At 64.5% G+C, this 19,993-nt stretch carries 14 protein-coding genes; 5 read left to right on the plus strand and 9 right to left on the minus strand.

Annotated elements, in window-relative coordinates; translation table 11 throughout:
* On the plus strand, nt 1–431 hold a 431-nt coding region (locus tag G9C89_RS21415), incomplete at its 5' end, for a helix-turn-helix domain-containing protein (protein ID WP_172152010.1).
* A 346-nt stretch (nt 432–777) separates the two neighbouring features.
* On the opposite strand, the gene G9C89_RS21420 is transcribed toward G9C89_RS21415, so the two are convergent.
* A complete protein-coding gene (locus G9C89_RS21420) occupies nt 778–2,007 on the minus strand; it encodes an acyl-CoA dehydrogenase family protein (RefSeq protein ID WP_172152012.1) in 1,230 nt (409 codons plus the stop codon).
* Between the two features lie 142 nt (nt 2,008–2,149).
* Entirely contained in the window at nt 2,150–3,145 is a 996-nt protein-coding gene (locus G9C89_RS21425; RefSeq protein ID WP_172152014.1) for a GlxA family transcriptional regulator, read from the minus strand.
* 162 nt (nt 3,146–3,307) lie between these two features.
* Between G9C89_RS21425 and G9C89_RS21430 the strand changes: the two genes are divergently transcribed.
* The gene (locus G9C89_RS21430) at nt 3,308–4,006 is read left to right on the plus strand and encodes an NAD(P)H-dependent oxidoreductase (RefSeq protein WP_172152016.1); all 699 of its coding nucleotides are present in this window, start codon (nt 3,308–3,310) and stop codon (nt 4,004–4,006) included.
* Between the two features lie 417 nt (nt 4,007–4,423).
* Here the strand turns inward: G9C89_RS21430 and G9C89_RS21435 are convergent, their stop codons facing one another.
* From G9C89_RS21435 to G9C89_RS21465, 7 genes are all read right to left on the minus strand, one after another.
* Nucleotides 4,424–6,244, minus strand: coding sequence for a carboxypeptidase regulatory-like domain-containing protein (locus G9C89_RS21435; RefSeq protein WP_172152018.1), 1,821 nt, complete (start codon nt 6,242–6,244; stop codon nt 4,424–4,426).
* Nucleotides 6,245–6,401: 157 nt separating this feature from the next.
* Complete coding sequence (locus tag G9C89_RS21440) at nt 6,402–7,814, minus strand: SRPBCC family protein (RefSeq protein ID WP_172152020.1); 1,413 nt, start codon at nt 7,812–7,814, stop codon at nt 6,402–6,404.
* Between the two features lie 14 nt (nt 7,815–7,828).
* Complete coding sequence (locus G9C89_RS21445; RefSeq protein WP_172152022.1) at nt 7,829–8,992, minus strand: zinc-binding dehydrogenase; 1,164 nt, start codon at nt 8,990–8,992, stop codon at nt 7,829–7,831.
* A gap of 130 nt (nt 8,993–9,122) precedes the next feature.
* Nucleotides 9,123–10,547, minus strand: a complete 1,425-nt coding sequence (locus G9C89_RS21450; protein WP_172152024.1) for a coniferyl aldehyde dehydrogenase — start codon at nt 10,545–10,547, stop codon at nt 9,123–9,125.
* Nucleotides 10,548–10,902: 355 nt separating this feature from the next.
* On the minus strand, nt 10,903–11,706 hold the full coding sequence (locus G9C89_RS21455) for an alpha/beta fold hydrolase (RefSeq protein ID WP_218575959.1): 804 nt from the start codon (nt 11,704–11,706) through the stop codon (nt 10,903–10,905).
* A gap of 17 nt (nt 11,707–11,723) precedes the next feature.
* Complete coding sequence (locus tag G9C89_RS21460; protein ID WP_172152028.1) at nt 11,724–11,897, minus strand: hypothetical protein; 174 nt, start codon at nt 11,895–11,897, stop codon at nt 11,724–11,726.
* A gap of 63 nt (nt 11,898–11,960) precedes the next feature.
* Nucleotides 11,961–13,595: an acyl-CoA synthetase gene (locus G9C89_RS21465; RefSeq protein ID WP_172152030.1), complete on the minus strand. Its 1,635-nt coding sequence runs from the start codon at nt 13,593–13,595 to the stop codon at nt 11,961–11,963.
* Between the two features lie 346 nt (nt 13,596–13,941).
* Here G9C89_RS21465 and G9C89_RS21470 point away from each other — a divergent pair, with 346 nt between their 5' ends.
* The 3 genes from G9C89_RS21470 (at nt 13,942) to G9C89_RS21480 (ending at nt 19,979) form a co-directional block, all read left to right on the plus strand.
* Entirely contained in the window at nt 13,942–16,608 is a 2,667-nt protein-coding gene (locus G9C89_RS21470; protein WP_172152032.1) for a helix-turn-helix transcriptional regulator, read from the plus strand.
* Nucleotides 16,609–16,769: 161 nt separating this feature from the next.
* Nucleotides 16,770–17,936, plus strand: coding sequence for a thiolase C-terminal domain-containing protein (locus G9C89_RS21475; RefSeq protein ID WP_172152033.1), 1,167 nt, complete (start codon nt 16,770–16,772; stop codon nt 17,934–17,936).
* Nucleotides 17,937–18,002: 66 nt separating this feature from the next.
* Nucleotides 18,003–19,979 (plus strand): DUF1302 domain-containing protein, encoded by a 1,977-nt coding sequence (locus G9C89_RS21480; protein ID WP_172152035.1) that lies wholly within the window; start codon nt 18,003–18,005, stop codon nt 19,977–19,979.
* Nucleotides 19,980–19,993: the final 14 nt, after the last annotated feature.

Below are 19,993 nucleotides of genomic sequence, written 5' to 3' on the forward strand. Positions count from 1 at the left end.
TCGCCGCCAGCTACCTCGAGCTGCCGCTGGTACAGAACCTGGCGACGCTGAAGACCTTCCTGCGCACCTCACCGCAATGGCTGATCGTGCGTTTCAGCAACCGCCAGGGACTGAGCGCCGAAGTCTACAAACAGCTGCGCAATTGTCGCTACGAACATTGGCCGACCCTGGCCGACATGGCCGAGGAGCGCGCCCTGAGCATCGCCAGCTTCCGCCGCCAGCTGCAGCGCGAGGGTTTCTCCTTCCAGGAGCTCAAAGACGAGGTACGCCGCGCTATCGCCTTCGAGTGCCTGCGCAACACCGACCTGAGCATCACCGCGATCGCCGAGAAGGCCGGCTTCTGCGAGGCCAGTGCGTTTCACCGGGCGTTCAAGCAGTGGACCGGAGAGAGCCCCGGCCATTACCGGATGAAGTGGCACAGCAGCGAATAGCGTCGCCCACAAGCCTGCCTGTCAAGCAGTTGGACATGAACCAAGCCTCTTCCGCGAGTGCCGATGTAGGAGGTACGCAGCTTCTGGTGACCGGGCACGTGGCCGGGGAAGCCGATGGCCGGGCCGCGCTCCTCGCTCAGACAGATCTGGAAGCTGGAGAAGCGGATCCGTTGGAAGCGGATCAGCCCCCCGAGGAACACCCGGAACAGTTCAGCGCACTACTGCTGAGCTTCCTCGCCGAGCCGTGTTCTCCAGGCGACGCCAACACAGGCCCTTTGCAGCAGAGCCCGCGTTGCCGGTCTGACTCGGCGCAACGCCGAGCATGGTTCAGGATAGGAGCCACGAATCAGCCGGTGATCTCTTTGCCGAAGATGCCGCGCGCGATCACCATCTTCTGGATCTCATTGGCCCCTTCGTAGATCTCGGCAATCTTGCAGTCGCGGTAAATCTCCTCGACGCGGTAGTGCGAGCCATCGGCGGCAATTTCCCGCATGCAGCCGTAGCCGCCGAAGATCTGCACCGCTTCTCGGGCGAACTCGCCGGCCAGGTTGGTGGCGTACCACTTGGCCATCGCAGCCTCGGGCTCGGGAAACGCCTGCCCCTCATCCATGCGCAGTGCCGCCTTGAGGTAAAGGTTGCGGGCATTCTCGATTTCGGTGGCGCGCTCGGCCAGCTTGAACTGCCAGTACTGGAACTGCCCGATGGCCTTGCCGAAGACGCGACGGGTCTTGAGCCGCTCGACACTGTGATCGAACAGTGCCTGGGCCATGCCGGTGCCGCTGGCGGCGATTGCGACCCGGCCGAAGGTGAGCGTCTGCAGGGCGATCTTGAGGCCCTGACCGGGCTGGCCTACGACATTCTCCAGGGGCACCTTGACGTCGTCGAAGTAGATATCTGCCGTCAGTTGGCCATGATTGCCCAGCTTCTTGTCCGGCTGGCCCACGCGTACACCGGGCCAATCCAGCTCGACCACCAGTTCGGTCATGCGCTCGCCATCGACGCACAGCAGCACGACGAAATCGGCGACCGGCGAGTTGCTGATGAAGCGCTTGCGGCCATTGACGATGTAGCCATCCTCGGTACGGATGGCGATGGTGCGCATGGCCTCGACGCTCAGGTCCGAGCTGGCGTCAGGCTCGGTAGTGGCGAAGCTGCCGACTTTCTCGCCCTTGAGCAGAGGCGTGAGGTAGCGCTGTTTGATCGAGTCGGAGCCATGCCTGAGGGCACCACCGGCAAGAATGCAGTGCACATCGACTATCGCCGCAACGGAGTTCGAATGATAGGCCAGCTCTTCGATCATCACCGCGGTCGCAGTGGCGGGATGCCGAAGGCCGCGCCCCCCGACCTCTGCCGCGAAGGGAATGCGAAACAGCCCGGCCTGGGCCATCTTGGTGAACAACTCGCGCGGAAAAGCGTCTACCGACTCCTCGGTATGACCGATCGCATAGGCCACAGGTGCCACATGCTCATCGGCAAAGCGGCGTACCTCCTGGCGGATGGCCAGAATTTCCTCGGGGGTGTTCAGGTCGTGGTACAGGCTGTCCTGATAGCGGGTAACGGTGTTCTGAGCGGTCATGGAGTTTCCCTTGGTGAACTCGTTCGGTGAAACGACGAAAACTCTAGGGAGCCCCGATGGCCAGGGTAATAGGCTAAATCGACTTTTAATATGCGAATACAGCCATAGGCAAGGATGAGAGTCCTCGACCGGCACCTGGCCGTCAGTCCTCGTCAGCCGACAACTGAAAGCGCTCCCGATAAGCCCCGGGAGTGATGCCGACCCGCTCGCGGAACAGCCGGCTGAAGGAGCTGATATCGCGGTAGCCGACATACTGGGCAATCCGCTCGGTGGAGAGGTCGCCGGCCTCAAGCAGGGCCCGCGCCGTGTCGATGCGCAGGTGCTGCAGATAGGTCAGCGGCGACTGTCCCAGCACCCGCTGAAACCGGCGCCCCAGGGTCCGCTCGCTGACCGCCAGCCGGTCGGCCAGCTCGGCGATGCGAACAGTCTCGGTCATGTGCTCCTCAAGCCACTGCTGGGCGCGGTGCACCAGCGCATCGTTGTGCGACTTGTCCGCAATCAGTGGCAACAGTGGCGTCTGCGTGGTCTGCGTCAGATCGATCAGCATGCTGCGTGCACACTGCATGGCAACGGCCTTGCCGACGAAGTGGGTGAGCACGCGAGCCGTCTGCAGCAGAAAGGTGGCATGGGCACCACCGCACACCAGGCGATCGGCTTCTGTCACCACGGGACGCATCTGCAGATCGACCCGGGGAAAACGCGAACGGAAATGTCCCTCCAGCCACCAAGTGGTCGTGGCCACGCGGTGATCGAGCAGGCCGGTATCGGCGAGCAAGAAGGTGCCCGTACAGTTGGCTACCAGCCAGGTGCCCTGCTGCCACTGCCGGATCAGCCAGGCCCGAGCCTCGGCTTGTCTGCCCAGGAAGGACTGGAATTCGTCCCAGCCCCGGTAATGCCGGCTGGGAATAAACACCAGGTCGAAGCGGCTATCCATCGACAGCGGACGCATCGCCAGCTCCAGTCCATTGCAGGCCCTCACCGACCGCCCATCGACGCTGATGAACTGCCACTCGAAGAGTTGTTCCGGAGCCGCACCTTGTCTGCGCAGGTGTGCATTGGCCACCTGCAGCATGTCGGCAAAACCGCCAAGCACCGAGGCATAGACATCATCGAAGCCCAAGATGGCGGCACTGGGCACGGCTCTCTCCACAGGTTTTCCGTGATTCGTTAGACCAGGCCCGTGAGCCTGACCGTACTGTCTGTATCCGCACATTAACTGTCGTTTCAGACCAGTGCGCAAGCATGCCGCCGCCCCTAGAGTGGGTGCATCCCGTTAGCCACCTGCCTGGACAACCCCTGCATGAACGTACTGATCATCCACGCCCACCCCGAACCGCAGTCCTTCAATACCGCCATGATGAATCTCGCCGTGCAGGAGCTGAGCGCGCAAGGCAATGAGGTGGAGCTTTCCGACCTCTATGCCATGCACTGGAATCCGGTCGCCAGCGCCGCCGACTTCGGCTCCCGCCAACAACCGGACTATCTGGTCTATGCCCTGGAACAGCGCCACAACCATCAGCAGCAAACGCTGGCAGCGGACATCCAGGGCGAACTGGACAAACTGCTGCGCGCCGACCTGCTGATTTTCAATTTCCCGCTTTACTGGTTCTCGATGCCGGCCATCATGAAAGGCTGGATCGACCGCGTGCTGCTGTCCGGCGTCTGCTATGGCGGCAAGCGCTTCTACGACCAGGGCGGGCTGAGCGGCAAGCGGGCCATGCTGGCGATCAGTGTCGGCGGGCGACCGCACATGCTGGTCGAGGGCGGCGTGCACGGCGACGTCAACACCATGCTGCGCCCCATCCTGCAGGGCACCCTGGCCTACACCGGGATGACCGTGCTGCCGCCCTTCGTCGCCCACCATGTGCCCTACATCTCGCACGAGGCCCGCTTGGAACTGCTCGATCAATACCGCCAGCACCTGCGCCGGCTGGACCAGTTGCAACCGTTGCAGTTCGTCAGCCTCAACCAGTTCGACGAGCATCTCAACCCGCTGTAGCCCAAGGCAGCACACTGAGGCAGTTGAGGTGAACACCGGTTCTTCCAGCGTCAGCGGAAACTGCTCTGCTGTCGCCCTCTGCCTGGATGTAACCCCAAGCGACAATGCCGGTATTGAGTAATACGGGCATTACTACTGTTTGTTATGAGCGTGGTACGCCCTGATCAGCCGCCGGCTCGCCGGGCCGAACAGCAACCCGCCGAGCAGCAGGAACGCAGCAGCGGCTCGCGCAATGCGCGCTGCAACAAAGTAACGCCAGCGGCGCTGAGCGGTGCAATTCACATGGTCTCTCTCCCAATCGGTGTAACGCCGGAGGCGAGGGCATCGCCCCTACCGTTGTGCGGCAGCCGTTTAGCGCCGCACTGGCTTCGCCGGTTTAGGCCTGCCGGGCACCGAGCAGCGCCCGGTACAGCGCCCTTACTTGGTCGCCTTCACCGCCGCATGCTGATGCACCGGCTGCAAGGTGCCGGTATCGGCAACGTCCGGCTGGATGCAGACGAAGGCAGGCAGGCCGTCCTCATGGGCATAGGCCGGCAGGTTGGAGTTGGAGGTGCACACGCGGCCATCCTGGGTGAACTCGAAGTCACGGAACCAGATCACCCGGTTGGGCATCGGGTAGGCGATGAACTTCTTCTGGGCCGGGATGTAGCGCATCACTCGATCGGCATTGTTGGTGGCGATCCACACGTCGCCGTGCTTGTCGACGTTCAGCGCATAGGGGATCTCGTACTCGTTGGCCGCCAGCAACGGCAGCGCGATGCTCTCGAACGTCTTGCTCTGGGTGTCGAAGCGCATCAGGTAGCCCTCGTCGAAGGACGGAATCCACAGGCTGCCATCCGCCCCGAAACGCAGGCGACGCGGGCCCTTGTGCGGCACGTCGTACTCGGTGACCTCATGGGTGACGGGGTCGATGTGGCCGATCTTGTTGGCCAGTACCTTGCTGTACCAGACGCCGCCATCGAGTGGATTGATGTCGATGCCGTAGGGCCAGTTGAACACGTCGCGGCCACCGTTGAGCCACTTGTGGTGCGACAGCGCCAGGTGGAAATTCTGCTCGGGGAACCAGGCGGAGATCTTCAGCACGACGCCGATGAAGGTGTCGGTGATCCAGCGCAGCACGCCATTGTGCGGGGTCTCGATTTCAGTGAATTGCTCGGTCTTGGTGTCGAACTTCATCACCGTGTTGGAGATCAGCACGGTGAACCAGACATTGTCATCCTTGTCGACGCGGATGGTGTGCGAATACAGGCCCTTGCGCCAAAGGAAGCCCTGCGGGATCGGGTAGAGCTTCCAGGCCTTGGTCGCCGGGTTGAACATGATCAGGTTGCTCGACAGCGCGCCGGTGAAGAAGATGCGCCCGTCGGAGATCTGCGCGCCACTGTGCGGGCCGTGCTTGCCGGTGAAGATGCCGATCGGCATCTGCATGCCGCGGAAGTTGCCACCCTTGACCTCGTCGGTCACCGGCATCTGGTAGGTGTCGATCTGCCCGCTCTGGCGATCGAGGATGTACACCTCGTCGCGGCCTTCGTCGATGCCCATCAGCTTGTCGTCGGCTAGCACCATGGTGTCGTGCAGGAAGGACAGGGGCGTGGCTGCATGCCACTCCTCGACTCGCGCCTTGGCCAGCTCGGGGCTGAAGTCGTGACTCTGGATCGCCTTGATCGGCTTGCCGTCGTAGCCCTCGGCGAGCATCTTGGCGATGCTCTTTTCCTCGCTATAGGTCAGCGTCGCCAGATAGCCTTCCATGCGATTGATCGACTCCCCCCACTGCTCCTCGCTGCGCGGAATACGGGTGGTCGAATTGCCCTGCTGGTGGCAGAAGCTGCACTGGGAAATGAACGCTTCCTTGGTCGGCGCATCCGGGAACGGCAGGGTCGCGGCATGCGCCGAGGCGGTCAGGCTGCTGGACAGTTCCTCGACCGAGGCGATCTTGGCCACGCGAAAATCCAGGCGCTGCCGATCGGACGCGGCCAGTTCCAGCGGCTGCACGACATCCCTGAAATAGGGGGTGCGCGTGCGCACCTGCAGCTTGCCGACGAAGCCGGTTTCCAGCGAGTAACGGCCGTTGGCGTCGCTGTAGACGGTTTCCTTGCGGTTACGCGCTTCGTTCCAGACGGTCACCATGCTGCCGGCGACCGCTTTGCCATCGTCGGTCATGACGTGGCCGCTGAGGGTGGCGGCGCTGGCACTGGCACCGAATAGCAGGGTGAGCAAACCGAGGGAGTAGGCTGATTTCATGGGAGGCATCTCGCTCAACCGAAGATATAGAAGTAGAAGTGCAGCGCGGCGACGACCGTCACGGGCACGACAATGTTCAGGACGATGTGTTTGCTTATGAATTTCAGGATATGCATGTTGTTTTTCTCCAGATTCATGGGGTGGCGAGAAGGCATGCTCAGGTCGTCAGCTGGCGGCGCAGGCCTGCGAGCGCAGCATTGAGCTTGTGTTCGAGCAGATAACGCAGGAGCACACCCAGGCCGGGGATGCGCGAACGGAAGCGGATCTGCCAGTCGACGCGGGTGCCGCCGCGGCAGGGGGTCAGGCGCACCTCGCCTTGGTGGCAATACACCGGTGAGCCCTGGAGCACGCGATAGCGGTAGCCCCGGTTCGGACTGAACTCGGTGATCTGTTCATGAATGGCACCAAATGGCGAATCCAGCACCCGTTCGGCACCATAGCCGTTGACCTCGCCGGCCCCCGGCTTGACCAGGCGGCACTGCCCCAGTCCCGCCCAGCGACCCAGCGTCGGATGGTCACTGAGCTGGGCGAAGACCCGCTCCGGCACGGCGGCGATTTCGATGCTCGCTGCGCAGGCCTGGTTGTCGGCGAGCGGCCGCCGCTCGCGCGGCAGCGGCAGGAAGCCGAAGTCACGATGCCCCCTGCCCGGCCGGGCCCACATGAACTCGTAGGAAAACCCCAACGGGTCGTTGACGTAGACGCAACCAGCCAGCGGCATATGGATCGGCCGGCAGTTCGCCTTGGCACCCGCGGCCAGCGCCCGCAGATGCATGGCGTTGACGCCATGGCGGTTGCGCGGATCGCCAAAGCAGATATTGAGGATGCCCTGGTCGTTGATCCGGTAGCCCGCCTCGCGGCCCCGCCCCGGGTCGCGGCCATACTCGACGATTTCCAGCAACAGGGTCGGCCCGCCGAATACCCGGCGCTTGGCACCGGCGTCCGCCAGTCCCCACAGCGCTTCATGGGCGTCGTCGTGTAACTGCAGGTCGTGCTCGGGCACTCCCAGGCCGCTGCCGACGAACGTGCTGGAGGCGGCCAGATCCGGGGTGGTCATGCTCACGTAACGGATCGCCACCGGACAGTCCTGGCGACCACGACGGTTCTCCTCGGGTAGTGGATCCTGCTCCAGCAACTCGACATAGACCCCGTCGGGGTTGCGCACGCAGACGCGGCGCGCACCAGCTGCGCCGAGCGGTGCCGTCAACGGCTGGGTACCGAGCTTGGCCAGACGGGCCAGCGCCAGGTCGAAATCGGCCACCCAGACGCCCATGCGGCTATAGCCGATGTCGTTGGGCTGGCGATCGGCCGGCATCAGGCGCGCCATCGGCCGCTCGTACTGGAACAGCTCCAGCTGACACCAGTCGTTGCGCCCGACCAGGCACCAGCAGGTCATCGCCGCGCCGGGCAGGTCGACGATGGCGGCGCTCAGCGGGCCGCGCATCATCAGGCGGCTGCCGCCAGCCGGGAGGAAGCCCAGACCGTCGCACCACCAGGCTTCGGTGCGGCGCAGATCGACCACGCTGAAGGCGATCTGGTTCAACGGCAGGGGCAAGGGCGAACGTGCGTTCAAGGTCGTCGTCCCGCTCATAGCTGGGCCACCGCGCTTTGCGGGTCGATCAGGATCTTCGCGTGCTGCTCCGGATCCTTGAGGGCGTCAAACGCGTTGGCGACCCCGTCCAGGCCGACGGTGCCGGTGATCATGGGCGCACAGTCGACCTTGCCCTCGGCGATCATGTGCAGGGTGTCGCGGTATTCCAGCGGCGAATGGCCGAAGGCGAAGCGCAGGTCGATCTCCTTGTGGATCGCCAGGGCCGGCTCGTAGCGGTCGACCTGCATGCACACACCGACCACCATCACCCGCGACAGCAGCGGCGCGCCATCGATGATCTGCTGCAGCAGCCCGGGCAGGCCGACGCACTCGAAGATCACCGGACGCTTCGGTGCCCCGACACCAAGCTTCTCGGCCAGGCGCCAGGCGATGTGCCAGGGCACCGGCAGCTTGCCGAGCTTCTCGCGGGTGCCCAACGAGAGTTCCAGCAAGCTGGGCAGATCGCGGATGAAATCCTCGCCAGGACGCTCGGCGTAGGGCGAGCCCTCGCGCGGATCGATCAGCACATCGGCCCCGCAGCGCTGCGCCAGGGCACGCCGCCCGGCGGAGAAGTCGCTGGCCACCACGCGCTCCACACCCTGCGCCTTGAGCAGGCAGATCAGCGCCAGGCCCACCGGCCCGCAACCGATGATGATGGCCACGTCCTTGCGCTGGATTTCGCTGCGGCGTACCGCATGCCAGGCCACCGCCATCGGCTCGGTCAGGGCCGCCATCTCGGCCGACAGGCCATTGGGCACCGGCACCAGCGCCGACTCCTGCAACAGCATGCGCTCGGCGAAGCCGCCGGTGGCCAGCGGCGACAGGCCGGCCAGGTGGATCGCATTACCGATACGCAGGACCGGCTGGGCCACCACCCGGGTACCGGGCTTGAGCTTCTTGTCGCACCCGGCACCGTACTCCAGCACTTCGGCACAGAGTTCATGGCCAAACACAACCGGATCGCTGCTGGACGGCAATACCTTGGCGAAGCCGACCTTATCCACCACGGCCTTGAACTCGTCGCAATGGTGGCGCATGTGCAAGTCCGAGCCACAAATTCCGCAGCGCAGCACCTCGACCAGTGCCTGACCCTTGGCGGGTACCGGCTCCGGCAGCTCGACGACCTGCAATTTGGTGTTCTGGCAAACAACAGCTTTCATCCGCTACCTCCGGAATGTTGGATGGGGTGGGTGCCGGGCAGCGGCTGCCGCAGCTCCCAATGTCAGTTAGTGCGCAGGGTCCAGGCCACGGCCAGGAACAGGATCAGCAGGCCAGCGCTGAGCGGGCGGTTCAGCGCAGCACCAGGCGCAGCAGACCCTCGGTGAGACGCCCATAGGGTGGTTTGAGCAGGAAGCTGCCATTGAAACGGGCCTGGTAGAAGATTGGCCGCATCTTGCTGAAGGTCTGGAACCCCTCCTCCGCGTGGTAATGCCCCAGCCCCGAGTTGCCGACACCGCCGAACGGCAGGTTTTCCTGTAGCACGTGAAGCATCACGGTGTTCACCGAGACGCCTCCTGAGAGAGTCTTCCTCAGCACCTGCTCAACCCGCGCATCGTCCTCGTCGAAGAGGTACAGGGCCAACGGCCGCTCATGCGCATTGATGTAGTCCAGGGCTTGCTCCAGCTCGCGATAAGCGAGCACCGGCAGCAGCGGGCCAAAGATTTCCTCCTGCATGATCTGCATGTCGTCGCGCACATTCAGCACCAGGTGCGGTGCCAGCTTACCGGCGCGGCGCGCCTCCTCGGCATCAGCCAGCGCCACGACTTGCGCGCCCTTGTCGTGGGCATCGGCGAGCAGAGCCTCGACCCGGGCCAACTGCCGGGCATTGATCATGCAGCTGTAATCCGGGTTGCTGCCAAGTGGCCCCGGGTAGTAACGGGCCACGGCGCTCCGCGCCTGCTCGATGAACTGCTGCTCGCTACCCTCGGGCAGGAACAGGTAATCCGGCGCGACACAGGTCTGCCCGGAGTTCAGGCACTTGCCCCATAGGATGGCCTCGGCGGCACGCTGCAGCGAAAAGCCTGGCGCCACCAGGGTAGGCGACTTGCCGCCGAGCTCCAGAGTCACGGGGGTAAGGTTCTCGCTGCAGTTGCGCATGATCTGGCGTCCGACGCCCGGCGAGCCGGTGAAGATCAGGTGATCGAACGGCAGGCGGGAGAACTGGTCGTTGATCCCGGGTCCCGGCTGGATCACTGCCACCAGGTCTTCCGCGAACCGCTCGCCCAACAAGCGCGCGAGCAACGCCCCGTAATGGCTGGAGTCGCTGGCGATCTTGATCATGGCGCGGTTGCCGGCAGCCAATGCACCACACAGCGGCCCCAGGGTCAGGTACAGCGGATAGTTCCAAGGTGCCGCAATACCGATCACCCCGAGCGGCTGCGCCAGCAGAGCAGCACGCCCAGGCTGGAACCACAGACCGACCCCGCGCTTGTGCGGCTTCATCCACTGTTTTAGGCATCTGAGCGCGTGGTTGATTTCGCTCACCAGGCCAAAGATGTCGAGCAGCTTGCTCTCGTGGCTGGAGCGGTGACCAAAGTCGGCGGCGATGGCTGCAGCGATCGCATCGGCATTGTCCAACACCACCGCCTTGAGTGCCTGCAGGTTGGCCCGGCGCACCGGGTACGACGGATAGCGCTCGCGGGCGAAGGCGGCCCGCTGGCTGGCGAAGACCTGGCGCATCTGCTCGACGGCCGGCCCGACTTGTTCAATCGACATGAGAGGAACTCCGAATAAGGGGGAATCATCTGGAGAGGTGCCACGACAGCCGGCAGCTCTCGTGTAGCTTCGCCGCCAGCCATGGCTCAGTTGCGACTGCGGCGCAGCGCGCGGACCCAGGCCACAGCCCGGAGCAGGATCAGCAGGCCAGCGCCCAACTGAGCAAGGGCAGGATCAGATCGCCCTTCTTCTGCGCCGGCCAGGGCAGGTTCTGCTCCAGGCTACTCATGTAACCGTCGATCTCGTCGGCACCGTGCTTGCTGCCCGGCGTGTGCCACTGGGATAAGACGAGGAGGCGAGCAGCAGCGCCGCCAGGGTCAGTTCGAAACGATAGGTGTGCATGTGAATTCCTTGCTCAACGCAGGCAGTCGAGTAGCAGTGGATTGAGTTTTTCCGGCGCGTGGAGCTGCAGCCAGTGGTTGGCACCGTCGATGCGCTCGTAGCGAAAAGGGCCGTCCACATGGCGCGCGGTGTCGCGCATCTGCCCTTCGGTCAGGAAACGGTCGCCGCTGCTGTAGATGCCGCACACCGGCACCCGGGCCTTGGGCCAGGCGTGCGGCAGGATCACGCCGGGGTTGGCACGGTAATAGTTGATGCCGGCCGCGAGGCGCCCCGGCCGCGTCAGGGTCTGCCGCCAGTGGCCAAACTCCTCGGGAAAGGCGGTGACCTTGCGGAATAACCACCAGTAGCCGGCCTTCAGCAGCCACTCGGGAAAGCCACGCAGCTGGAACATCAGCACGTACCAGCCTTTGAGTTTCTGCGCCAAGCCGCCGCTGCCATAGGCCGCCGGATGGCCAACCGACAGGGTGATGTAGCGCTCCACCCGCTCGGGATGGGTCAGGGTAAAAAACCAGCCCTGCATCGCGCCCCAATCGTGGCCGACCAGGCGCACCCGCTCGATGCCGAGCGCATCGAGCAGCGCGCGCAGGTCCGCCACCAGCAGGTCGCGGTGGTAGTCGGCGACCCGGCTCGGCATCTGCGACTCGCCGCAGCCGCGGGTATCCGGGGCGATCACCTGGTAGCCGGCCGCGACCAGCATGGGGATTTGCTTGCGCCAGACTGCATGGGTGTCGGGAAAACCATGCACCAGCAGCACCGGTGGGCCTTCGCCGGCAATCAGCACGTTCATTTCCAGGCCGTTGATCTGCAATCTGCGCATCGGATAGTCCATCTCGTTCATTCTCCCAGGGCGTTGGCCAGACGCTCAGGCAGGTGGCCGAGGAAGGGATGCACCAGCGTGCACGGGAAGGCCGCTACCACGCCCGACTTCACGTGCTTGTCGATCAGCCTGGCCATCTCGCCCGAGGAGGTGCCGGTGATCACCGCGGTGGAGGCTGTGTCTGTGTGCATGGGGCTATTTCTCTTTCTTAGAAATGGTCTGGGGTGGAGCTGTGCGTGAGGCCCTGGCGGGCCTCAGCCGATGGCCAAGACCGAACGCGCCTGCTCGCGCAGGACGAATTTCTGAATCTTGCCGGTCGAGGTCTTCGGCAAAGGGCCGAAGATGAACTGCTTGGGCACCTTGAAACGGGCCAGGCGCTCGCGGCAGAACTCGCTCAGCTCCTGCGCGCTGGGCGCATGGCCATCGCGCAGTTCGAGGAAGGCACAGGGCACCTCGCCCCAGCGCTCGTCGGGAGTGGCGACCACAGCTGCGGCCAGCACGGACGGGTGGCGGTAGAGCACGTCCTCGACCTCGATCGAGCTGATGTTCTCGCCCCCGGAGATGATGATGTCCTTGCTGCGATCCTTGATCTTCACGTAACCATCCGGCTCTACCACCGCCAGGTCGCCGCTGTGGTACCAGCCACCAACGAAGGACTCCTCGGTGGCGCGCGGGTTTTTCAGGTAGCCCTTCATTATCAGGTTGCCGCGGTGCATGATCTCGCCCACGGTCTCGCCGTCATGGGGGACTTCCTCCATGGTCTCGGAATCGCGCACGCTGATGCCTTCCTGGCAGATGCTGCGCACGCCCTGACGCGCGCCGAGACGAGCCTGCTCCTCAAGTGGCAACGCCTCCCACTCCGGGTGTTTGGCACATACCGTAGACATGCCATAGGTTTCGGTGAGACCGTAGCCATGGGTCAGGTCGAAGCCCAGCTGCTTCATGCCCTCGACCATCGCCATCGGCGGCGGCGCACCTCCGGTTATCGCCGAGACCCGATGACTGATACCCTCGCGCCATTCGGCCGGCGCATTGATCAGTAGCGACTGCACGATGGGCGCGCCGCCGTAGTGGCTGACCCGGTGCTCGCGGATGGCCTGGAAGATCAGTTGTGCGTCGACCTTGCGCAGGCACACATTGGTGCCGGCATTGGCCGCCAGGGCCCAGGTGAAGCACCAGCCGTTGCAGTGGAACATCGGCACCGTCCACAGGTAAGTCGCATGCGGCGGCATGCCCCAGGTGACGATGTTGGACAGCGCACTGAGGTAAGCACCGCGGTGGTGGTAGACCACGCCCTTGGGATTACCGGTGGTGCCCGAGGTGTAGTTCAGGCTAATCGCGTCCCACTCGTCGGCCGGCAACGACCAGACGAACTGCGGGTTGCCACTGGCGATGAACGCCTCATACTCGTAGCTGCCGAGCGGTTCGCCGGGACCGTCATATTCGCTGTCGCAGACATTGATGACCAGGATGTCATGGTTGACCCTGGGCAATGCCGCCCGGATGGTCGGGGCGAACTCTCGGTCGGTGATCAACACCTTGGCCTCGCCATGCTCGAGCATAAAGGCGATGGCTTCGGCATCCAGGCGGGTGTTGAGGGTATTGAGCACAGCCCCGCACATCGGCACGCCGAAGTGGCACTCATACATTTCCGGGGTGTTGGCCAGCATCACGGCCACCGTGTCCTCTTGCCCCACACCGGCGTCCGCCAGCGACGACGCCAGTCGACGACAGCGCGCATAGGTCTCGGCCCAGGTATATCGACGCCGACCGTGAATCACCGCCGGACGCTGCGGATAGATGCAAGCCGAACGCTCGATGAACGTCAGCGGGCTCAACGCCATGTGGTTGGCCGGTTGCTTGTCCAGCCCTACGCGATACGGACTCATACGACACACTCCTCGAGTACTGCGTTGTTCAATGAAATGGCATCTAACGCGGAGGGGAAGGAGCAGTCCGCTATACCCGTCCACGCTGCCACCATAGGCCGCCCATACCGCGGCTCCACCCCCCTCGATGGGGGGGCGCGTCGGAATCCGATCAGACTCGGCGCAACGAACGTCTAGACTTCTGTTCGTCTGCAATGGCCAAATGAAAAGATCGCATCGCGCGCCGGCAGCATCGCCAGCCGGCGAAAACGGATGCAGAATGGTCCGACAATAAGAACCGCCAGCGGCGCACCGTAGCCAGTTGGAGACCACTCTCCGTCAACCGTGAGAACAGCGTTTGAGCTTAGTGAGTACCGAACCCGGGCTGGTCCTGAAGGCCACCCCGCCGCGCCTGCAGAAGTCCGCCACGGCGCGCCCCCGACTGAGCCTGGACTCCGCCGAGCTGGCCGACAAGGCAGTGATCGCGCTGCAGGCACCAGCGGGCTTCGGCAAGACCCAGCTACTGGCCCAGTGGCGCCGCGACTGGCTGGCACAGGGTGGCGTGGTGATCTGGCTGACCCTCGACGAGCATGATGACCCCCAGCGCCTGGCTCACGGCCTGGCCGTCGCCAAGGCGGTCGGCAGCGGTCGACCAGCGATACCCCAGAACAGCACCGCCCTCTTCGGCAAGGGTGCCGACGACCTCGACGACCTCGACGAGCTGACCAGCTGGCTGGCCGAAATCGCCGACCTGGGTGCCGAAACCCTACTGATTCTGGATGACGCGCACAGCCTGCCGGAGGCGACGACACGCCACTCACTGACCTACCTGCTGCGCAACACACCCGCCAACCTGCGCGTGGCCATGGCCTCGCGCGGACGCATGGCCCTGCCGATGGCCGACCTGCTGGCCCAGGGTTATTTCGGCGTGGTCGGCGTCGAGGACCTGCGCTTCACCCTCGACGAGACCCTCGCCCTGCTCGCGATGCGCTTCGGCCAGCGCCTGGAACTGGACGACTGCGCACACCTGCACGAGATCACCGAGGGCTGGCCGCTGGGCCTGCAACTGGCGATCTCGGCGATCGAGCGCAGCAGCGACCTGCACAGCGCCATTCGCGACCTGGCCGTCAGCAATGGCAATCGGCAGAATTTCTTCATCGACTCGCTGCTGTCCCGCCTCTCGCAGCAGCAGACCGACTTCCTCACGCGCATCTCGCTGTTCGAGATGGTCCATCCGCAACTGTGCGTCGTCTTGCTCGCCGATGAACGCGCCGCGGCATGGCTGCAAGAGCTACTGAGCAGCACACCGATCCTGATCGAGGGCGTGGACAGCGATTGGTTGCGCATCCATCCGCTGGCCCAGGAGTTGCTGCGCAGCCGCTTCGCCGTGCTGCCCGAAGCAGAACGTCAACTGCTGCACCAGCGCGCCGCCGAATGGCTCGCTGGCCATGGCCTGCCAGAGGCCGCCGCGCGCCAGGCACTGCTGGCCGGGCAAACCAGGCAAGCCTATGCACTGGCCGAGAGCTGCCTGTACGAATTGATGTTGCGCGGTCACTTTACCCGGACGCTGGACTGGATTGAGCAACTGCCCAGCCACGAAGTCGAGCGGCGTCCGCGCCTGCGCCTGGTCGCGGCCTGGTCACTGGCCTTGAGCGGGCACCAGACGCAGGCCGTGCAGATGATCGAGCGGGTCAGCAACGACCCGAACGCCAGCGCAGAAGAGCAGTGCGAAGCGGCGGCGATCCTCTCGACCGCCGCCTTTTCCGCCGACCACCCCGATTCCTCGCAGCAGATCATCGAACCCTGGCTGGACAAGGCTTCCGCTTTCTCCATCAAGCTGCAGGCCATCCTGGCCAACCACAGGATTCGCCTGGCCCTGGCGGCGGGGCATACCGAGCGCGCCCGCCATTACTGCCAGCATGCGCCGCGCTTCGAATGGACCTCCGGCATGGATGCCGTACGCGGCCATCGCGACTGGCAGTTCGGCTTGTCGTATTTCTGGGAGGGCCAGATGCTCAGCGCCGAGCGGGCGTTGCGCGCCAGCCTGAGCCAGGCCGACCAGGATATCGGCCGGCGCAGCGGCATCGCCTTGCTGATGGCCACGACCCTGGCCAACGTGCTGCTCGAACGCGACGCCCAGACCGAGGCCAGCACCGTACTCGCCAATCGCCTGGACTTGCTGGCGCGCCTGGCCGCCCCCGAGGCGATCGTCCAGGGCTATGTCAGCGGGGCCCGCCTGGCGGCCCTGCAGGGGCAGACCCACCGCGCCCACGACCTGCTCGACGAACTGTTCGCCATCGGCGAGACCCGGCAGATGCCACGCCTGTGCATCAGCGCGCTGGCCGAACAGCTGCGCCAGCACGCCCTGCGCGGCCACAGCGAAACCTGCCAGGCCCTGTGGCAGCGCCTCGACCAACTGCTGCCCGACTTCGTCCGCGAACCACGCGGCCTGCTGGGCCCCGAACTGGCCCTGTACGCACAACTCGGGCATGTCTATGCCTGCGTCTCCAGCCATGACTGGAGCGGCGTACTGGCGCTGCTGGAGCAGGCCGCGCCACTGGCCGAGCGCCTGCGCCGTGGCCGTGAACGCGTACAGATACTGCTGCTCCAGGCACTGGCCCGCCAGCGCCTCGGCGAGGACGGTGTGCCGGCCCTGCGCGAGGCCGTCAGTCTGGCCGAGGAATACGGCCTGCTGCGGATTCTCGCCGACACCCACCCGGACCTGCCGGCCTGGGCGGCCCAGCTACAGGGCAATGCCCCGGCGGCCGCCGTGCAGCCACCCGCCGCTGCGCCCGGCCCGCCGCGCAAGCACTCGACGGTGAGCGTCTCGCCGAGCAGGATGCTCACCCCCAAGGAGCGCGAGGTCCTGCAGTTGCTCTCGCGCAACTTGTCGAACAAGCAGATCGCCCTGGCCCTGGAGGTCGGCGAAGAAACCGTGAAATGGCACATGAAGAACCTGTTCGGCAAGTTCCAGGCCGGCACCCGCAAGCATGTGCTCGATCGCGCCTATCTGCTGGGCATTCTGCAGCCCTAGCAACCCTCCCTGGCCACCCGCACAGCCCCCCCCATCGCCGGGGGGGTCAAAGTAGCGCGCCGGCAATAACCTCGATCCCATGAAGAACCGCCGGCAAGTCTGCTGACGGCTCGGCGCGACGCCTATTGCTAGGTCGCGCTATCGACCTCGGGACACAGACGATGAAGCACAAGGTACTGATCGCAGGTGTTGGCATGACCCCGTTCACCGCATTGGGCAGTGGCCATGCCTCTGAACTGACCAAGTCGGCGGTGAACCTGGCCTTGGCCGACACGGACCTCGATCTCGACCTGATCGACCAGACCTTCTTCGCCTGCGTGCACGCCGGCTCGGGCATTGGCGAGCGCTTGATGGCGCCGCTCGGACTGAACGGGGCAAGCCTGGTCAATGTCCGCGACGGCTGCGTCTCCGGGCATAGCGCCTTTCACCTGGCGCGTCAGAGCCTGCTCTCGGGCGAAAGCGAGTGCGTGCTGGTGGTCGGTTGCGAAGCCATGCCGGCAGGCATTTCCAGCCGGGCGTTCTTCGATCTGGGCGAGCGCGCGAGCAAAGCGCAGGAGCTCGCGGCGGAACACCATCAAGCCCTCGAACAGCTGGAGCGACGCCAGCATCCGGCAGAATTGTTCGCCGCCCAGAGCAGCCATCTGCTCACCGGCCTGGGGGTCTCGGAGGCCACCTTCGAACAGGTTGTGCTGGCTGCCAGAACCCAGGCCCGCCTCAACCCCTACGCCCTGTTCAACCAGTTAGATGAGGTCGATAGCTGGCTTGCCCCTTACCTGAGTGCCCCGGCATGCGGTGCCGCCGCCCTGATCCTGTGCACGCCGTCGTTCGCCCAGCGCCACGGGCTGCGTGCCGACATTGCCTGCCTGGTCAGCCTGCGCGGTGGCGACAGCAACGCCGACCAGGAGTCGCTCAGTGCGCTCGACGTACTGGGCCGAGTCGCTACCCGACGCCTGTCGACGCGCGCCTACGAGTTGGCCGGTCTCGGCCCGGAAGATATCGACCTGGTTGAGTTGCATGACCAAAGCGTCGGCGACTACCTGATCAACTGCGCCGCGCTGGGCTTCTGCCGTGAGGATCAGTTCGCCGCCTTCGCCCAGGGCCGGCATACCGGTGACGACGGCGGCGTGGCGATTTGCCCGTCCGGCGGGTTGCTCGGCCGCGGCCATGCCCCCGGTGCCAGCGGCGTCGCCCAGCTGGTCGAGCTGGTCTGGCAACTGCGCGGCGTGGCCGGTCCGCGTCAGCTGAGTAGAGCCAGAACCGCCCTGCAGCACAGCACGGCGCTGGGGCGCGCGGTCTCTCTCAGCATCCTGCAACGGCTTTCCCAGTAACGGCCGTTAAAGGTCCGAAAGGTCTGCCACACAACCAACAACGACAACAAAAAGGTGCATCAGCCCATGAAGAGCAATAACAGCCACCTCAACCTGCGGCAAAGCCTGCTGGCCTCGGCCATTCTGGCGGCCGCCATGCCAGCCGCCCAGGCCTTCGAACTCGACACAGGCAGTGACGATTGGGCAGTGCGCTTCGACAACACGCTCAAGCTGAATTACGCCCAGCGTGTGGAAAGCGCCAACTCCAAGTTGGCCAATTCGTGGAACAACAACGACGGCAACCGCAATTTCTCATCCGGCAGCCCGGTGTCCGAGCGCATCGACGTGCTGACCGAACTGGATGTGGTGTTCAAAGAGCAGATGGGCTTCCGGGTCAGCGCCAACTCCTGGTACGACCATGCCTATGACAAGGTCGGCAGCTATAACCCGGCGACCAACCAGATCAACGACGGCCAACCGGACTCCCGTCACATCAGCGGCTATGCCGACCGTTATTACAACGGTCCGTCCTCCGAGATTCTCGATGCCTTCGTCTTCGGCAGCGTCGAGGTCGGCGACGGCTCCCTGCTCAGCTCCAAGCTGGGCAGGACCACCAGCTACTGGGGCGAAACCGTGTTTGCCGCCGTTCATGGCATCGCCTACGGCCAGGCCGGCATCGATGTGGCCAAGCAGCTGGCGATTCCGGGCACCGAGGCCAAGGAACTGTTCATCCCGCGCGAGCAGTTGCTGGTGAACTTCAACCTCAACGAGGAATGGAACTTCTCCGGCCAGTACTTCTTCGGCTGGGATGAAGCGCGCCTGCCGGAATCTGGAACTTACCTAGGGTTCAACGATGGCATCCAGAATGGCGGGCATAACCTGTCGCTGATTGCGCAGCCCAACCCATTGTTCGGCGCCTCTGGATTCACCCCCTTGCAACAAGTCATGCCGGGCACCTTCCTGGGCGCGAATATCCCCGGCGCGGTGAGCGCTGACTTCCTGAGAGTCTACAACGGACGGACCTATACTCCGGACGACACGGGTGACTTCGGCCTGAATGTGAAGTGGGCGCCGCTGTGGCTGGATGGCAGCCTGGGCTTCTACTACCGCAATACCTCGGACGTTCTGCCGAACATCGTGATCAATCCGAACACGGCGCAGACCCTGGTTACTACCGATCTGTGTGGTGCAGCAGTGCCCGGCGGCGGCTGTCTCAGTGGCCTTGGTCTCACGCCGAGCCAAATCAATCCCGGCCTGCCCGATGCCGTACCGCTGCCCAGCGCTGCGCTCACCGGCGACGCCGGCACCTACAACCAGTTCTATGCCGATGACATCGATATCTTCGGTATCAGCCTGTCGAAAAGCCTGGGTGGCGTGTCGATCGGTGTGGACCTGAACTACCGCGAGAACATGCCGCTGGCCAGCGTGGCTGCCACCGTGTCTCCGGGAGCCGCCGCCTTGGGCATGCCCGGCTTCATCACCAGCTTCGATGGTGACAGCGACGATGCAGTCGCCAAGGGCAAGACCTTGCACCTGGTGGTCAACGGCCTTGCCACCTTCGGCGATACCCCGTTGTGGGACAGCTCCACCCTGCTCGGTGAAGTGGCCTACAGTCGCTGGCTGAGCGTGGACAAGAACAAGCAACTGTTCAAGGGCGAAGACTGGTACCGCGGCGCCGACAAGGTGACCAAGGACAACTATGTGCTGGGGGTGAACTTCACTCCGACCTGGTACCAGGTGCTGCCGGGCATGGACATGTACCTGCCACTCAGCTACAGCGTCGGCCTCAACGGCAATTCAGCCGTGCAATCGGGCGGCAACGAAGACGCCGGCAGCTACGCGGTGGGCATCGCCGCCGACCTGTACGCCAAATACCGCTTCGACCTCAAGTACGTGGATAACTTCGGCCCCTTCGATACCTGCGAGACCGGTACCGACGGTGCTGCTCCTGGCGCAGCCGGCAATTATGCCTGTGCAGTGGGCCAGGCCACTTCCTTCGGCGGTACCCCGGCACAGCTGAAAGACCGCGGCATGGTCACCTTCACCTTCAAGACAACCTTCTGATCTACGCATTGCGT

The sequence above is a fragment of the Pseudomonas tumuqii genome (assembly GCF_013184545.1).
Taxonomy (GTDB): domain Bacteria; phylum Pseudomonadota; class Gammaproteobacteria; order Pseudomonadales; family Pseudomonadaceae; genus Aquipseudomonas; species Aquipseudomonas tumuqii.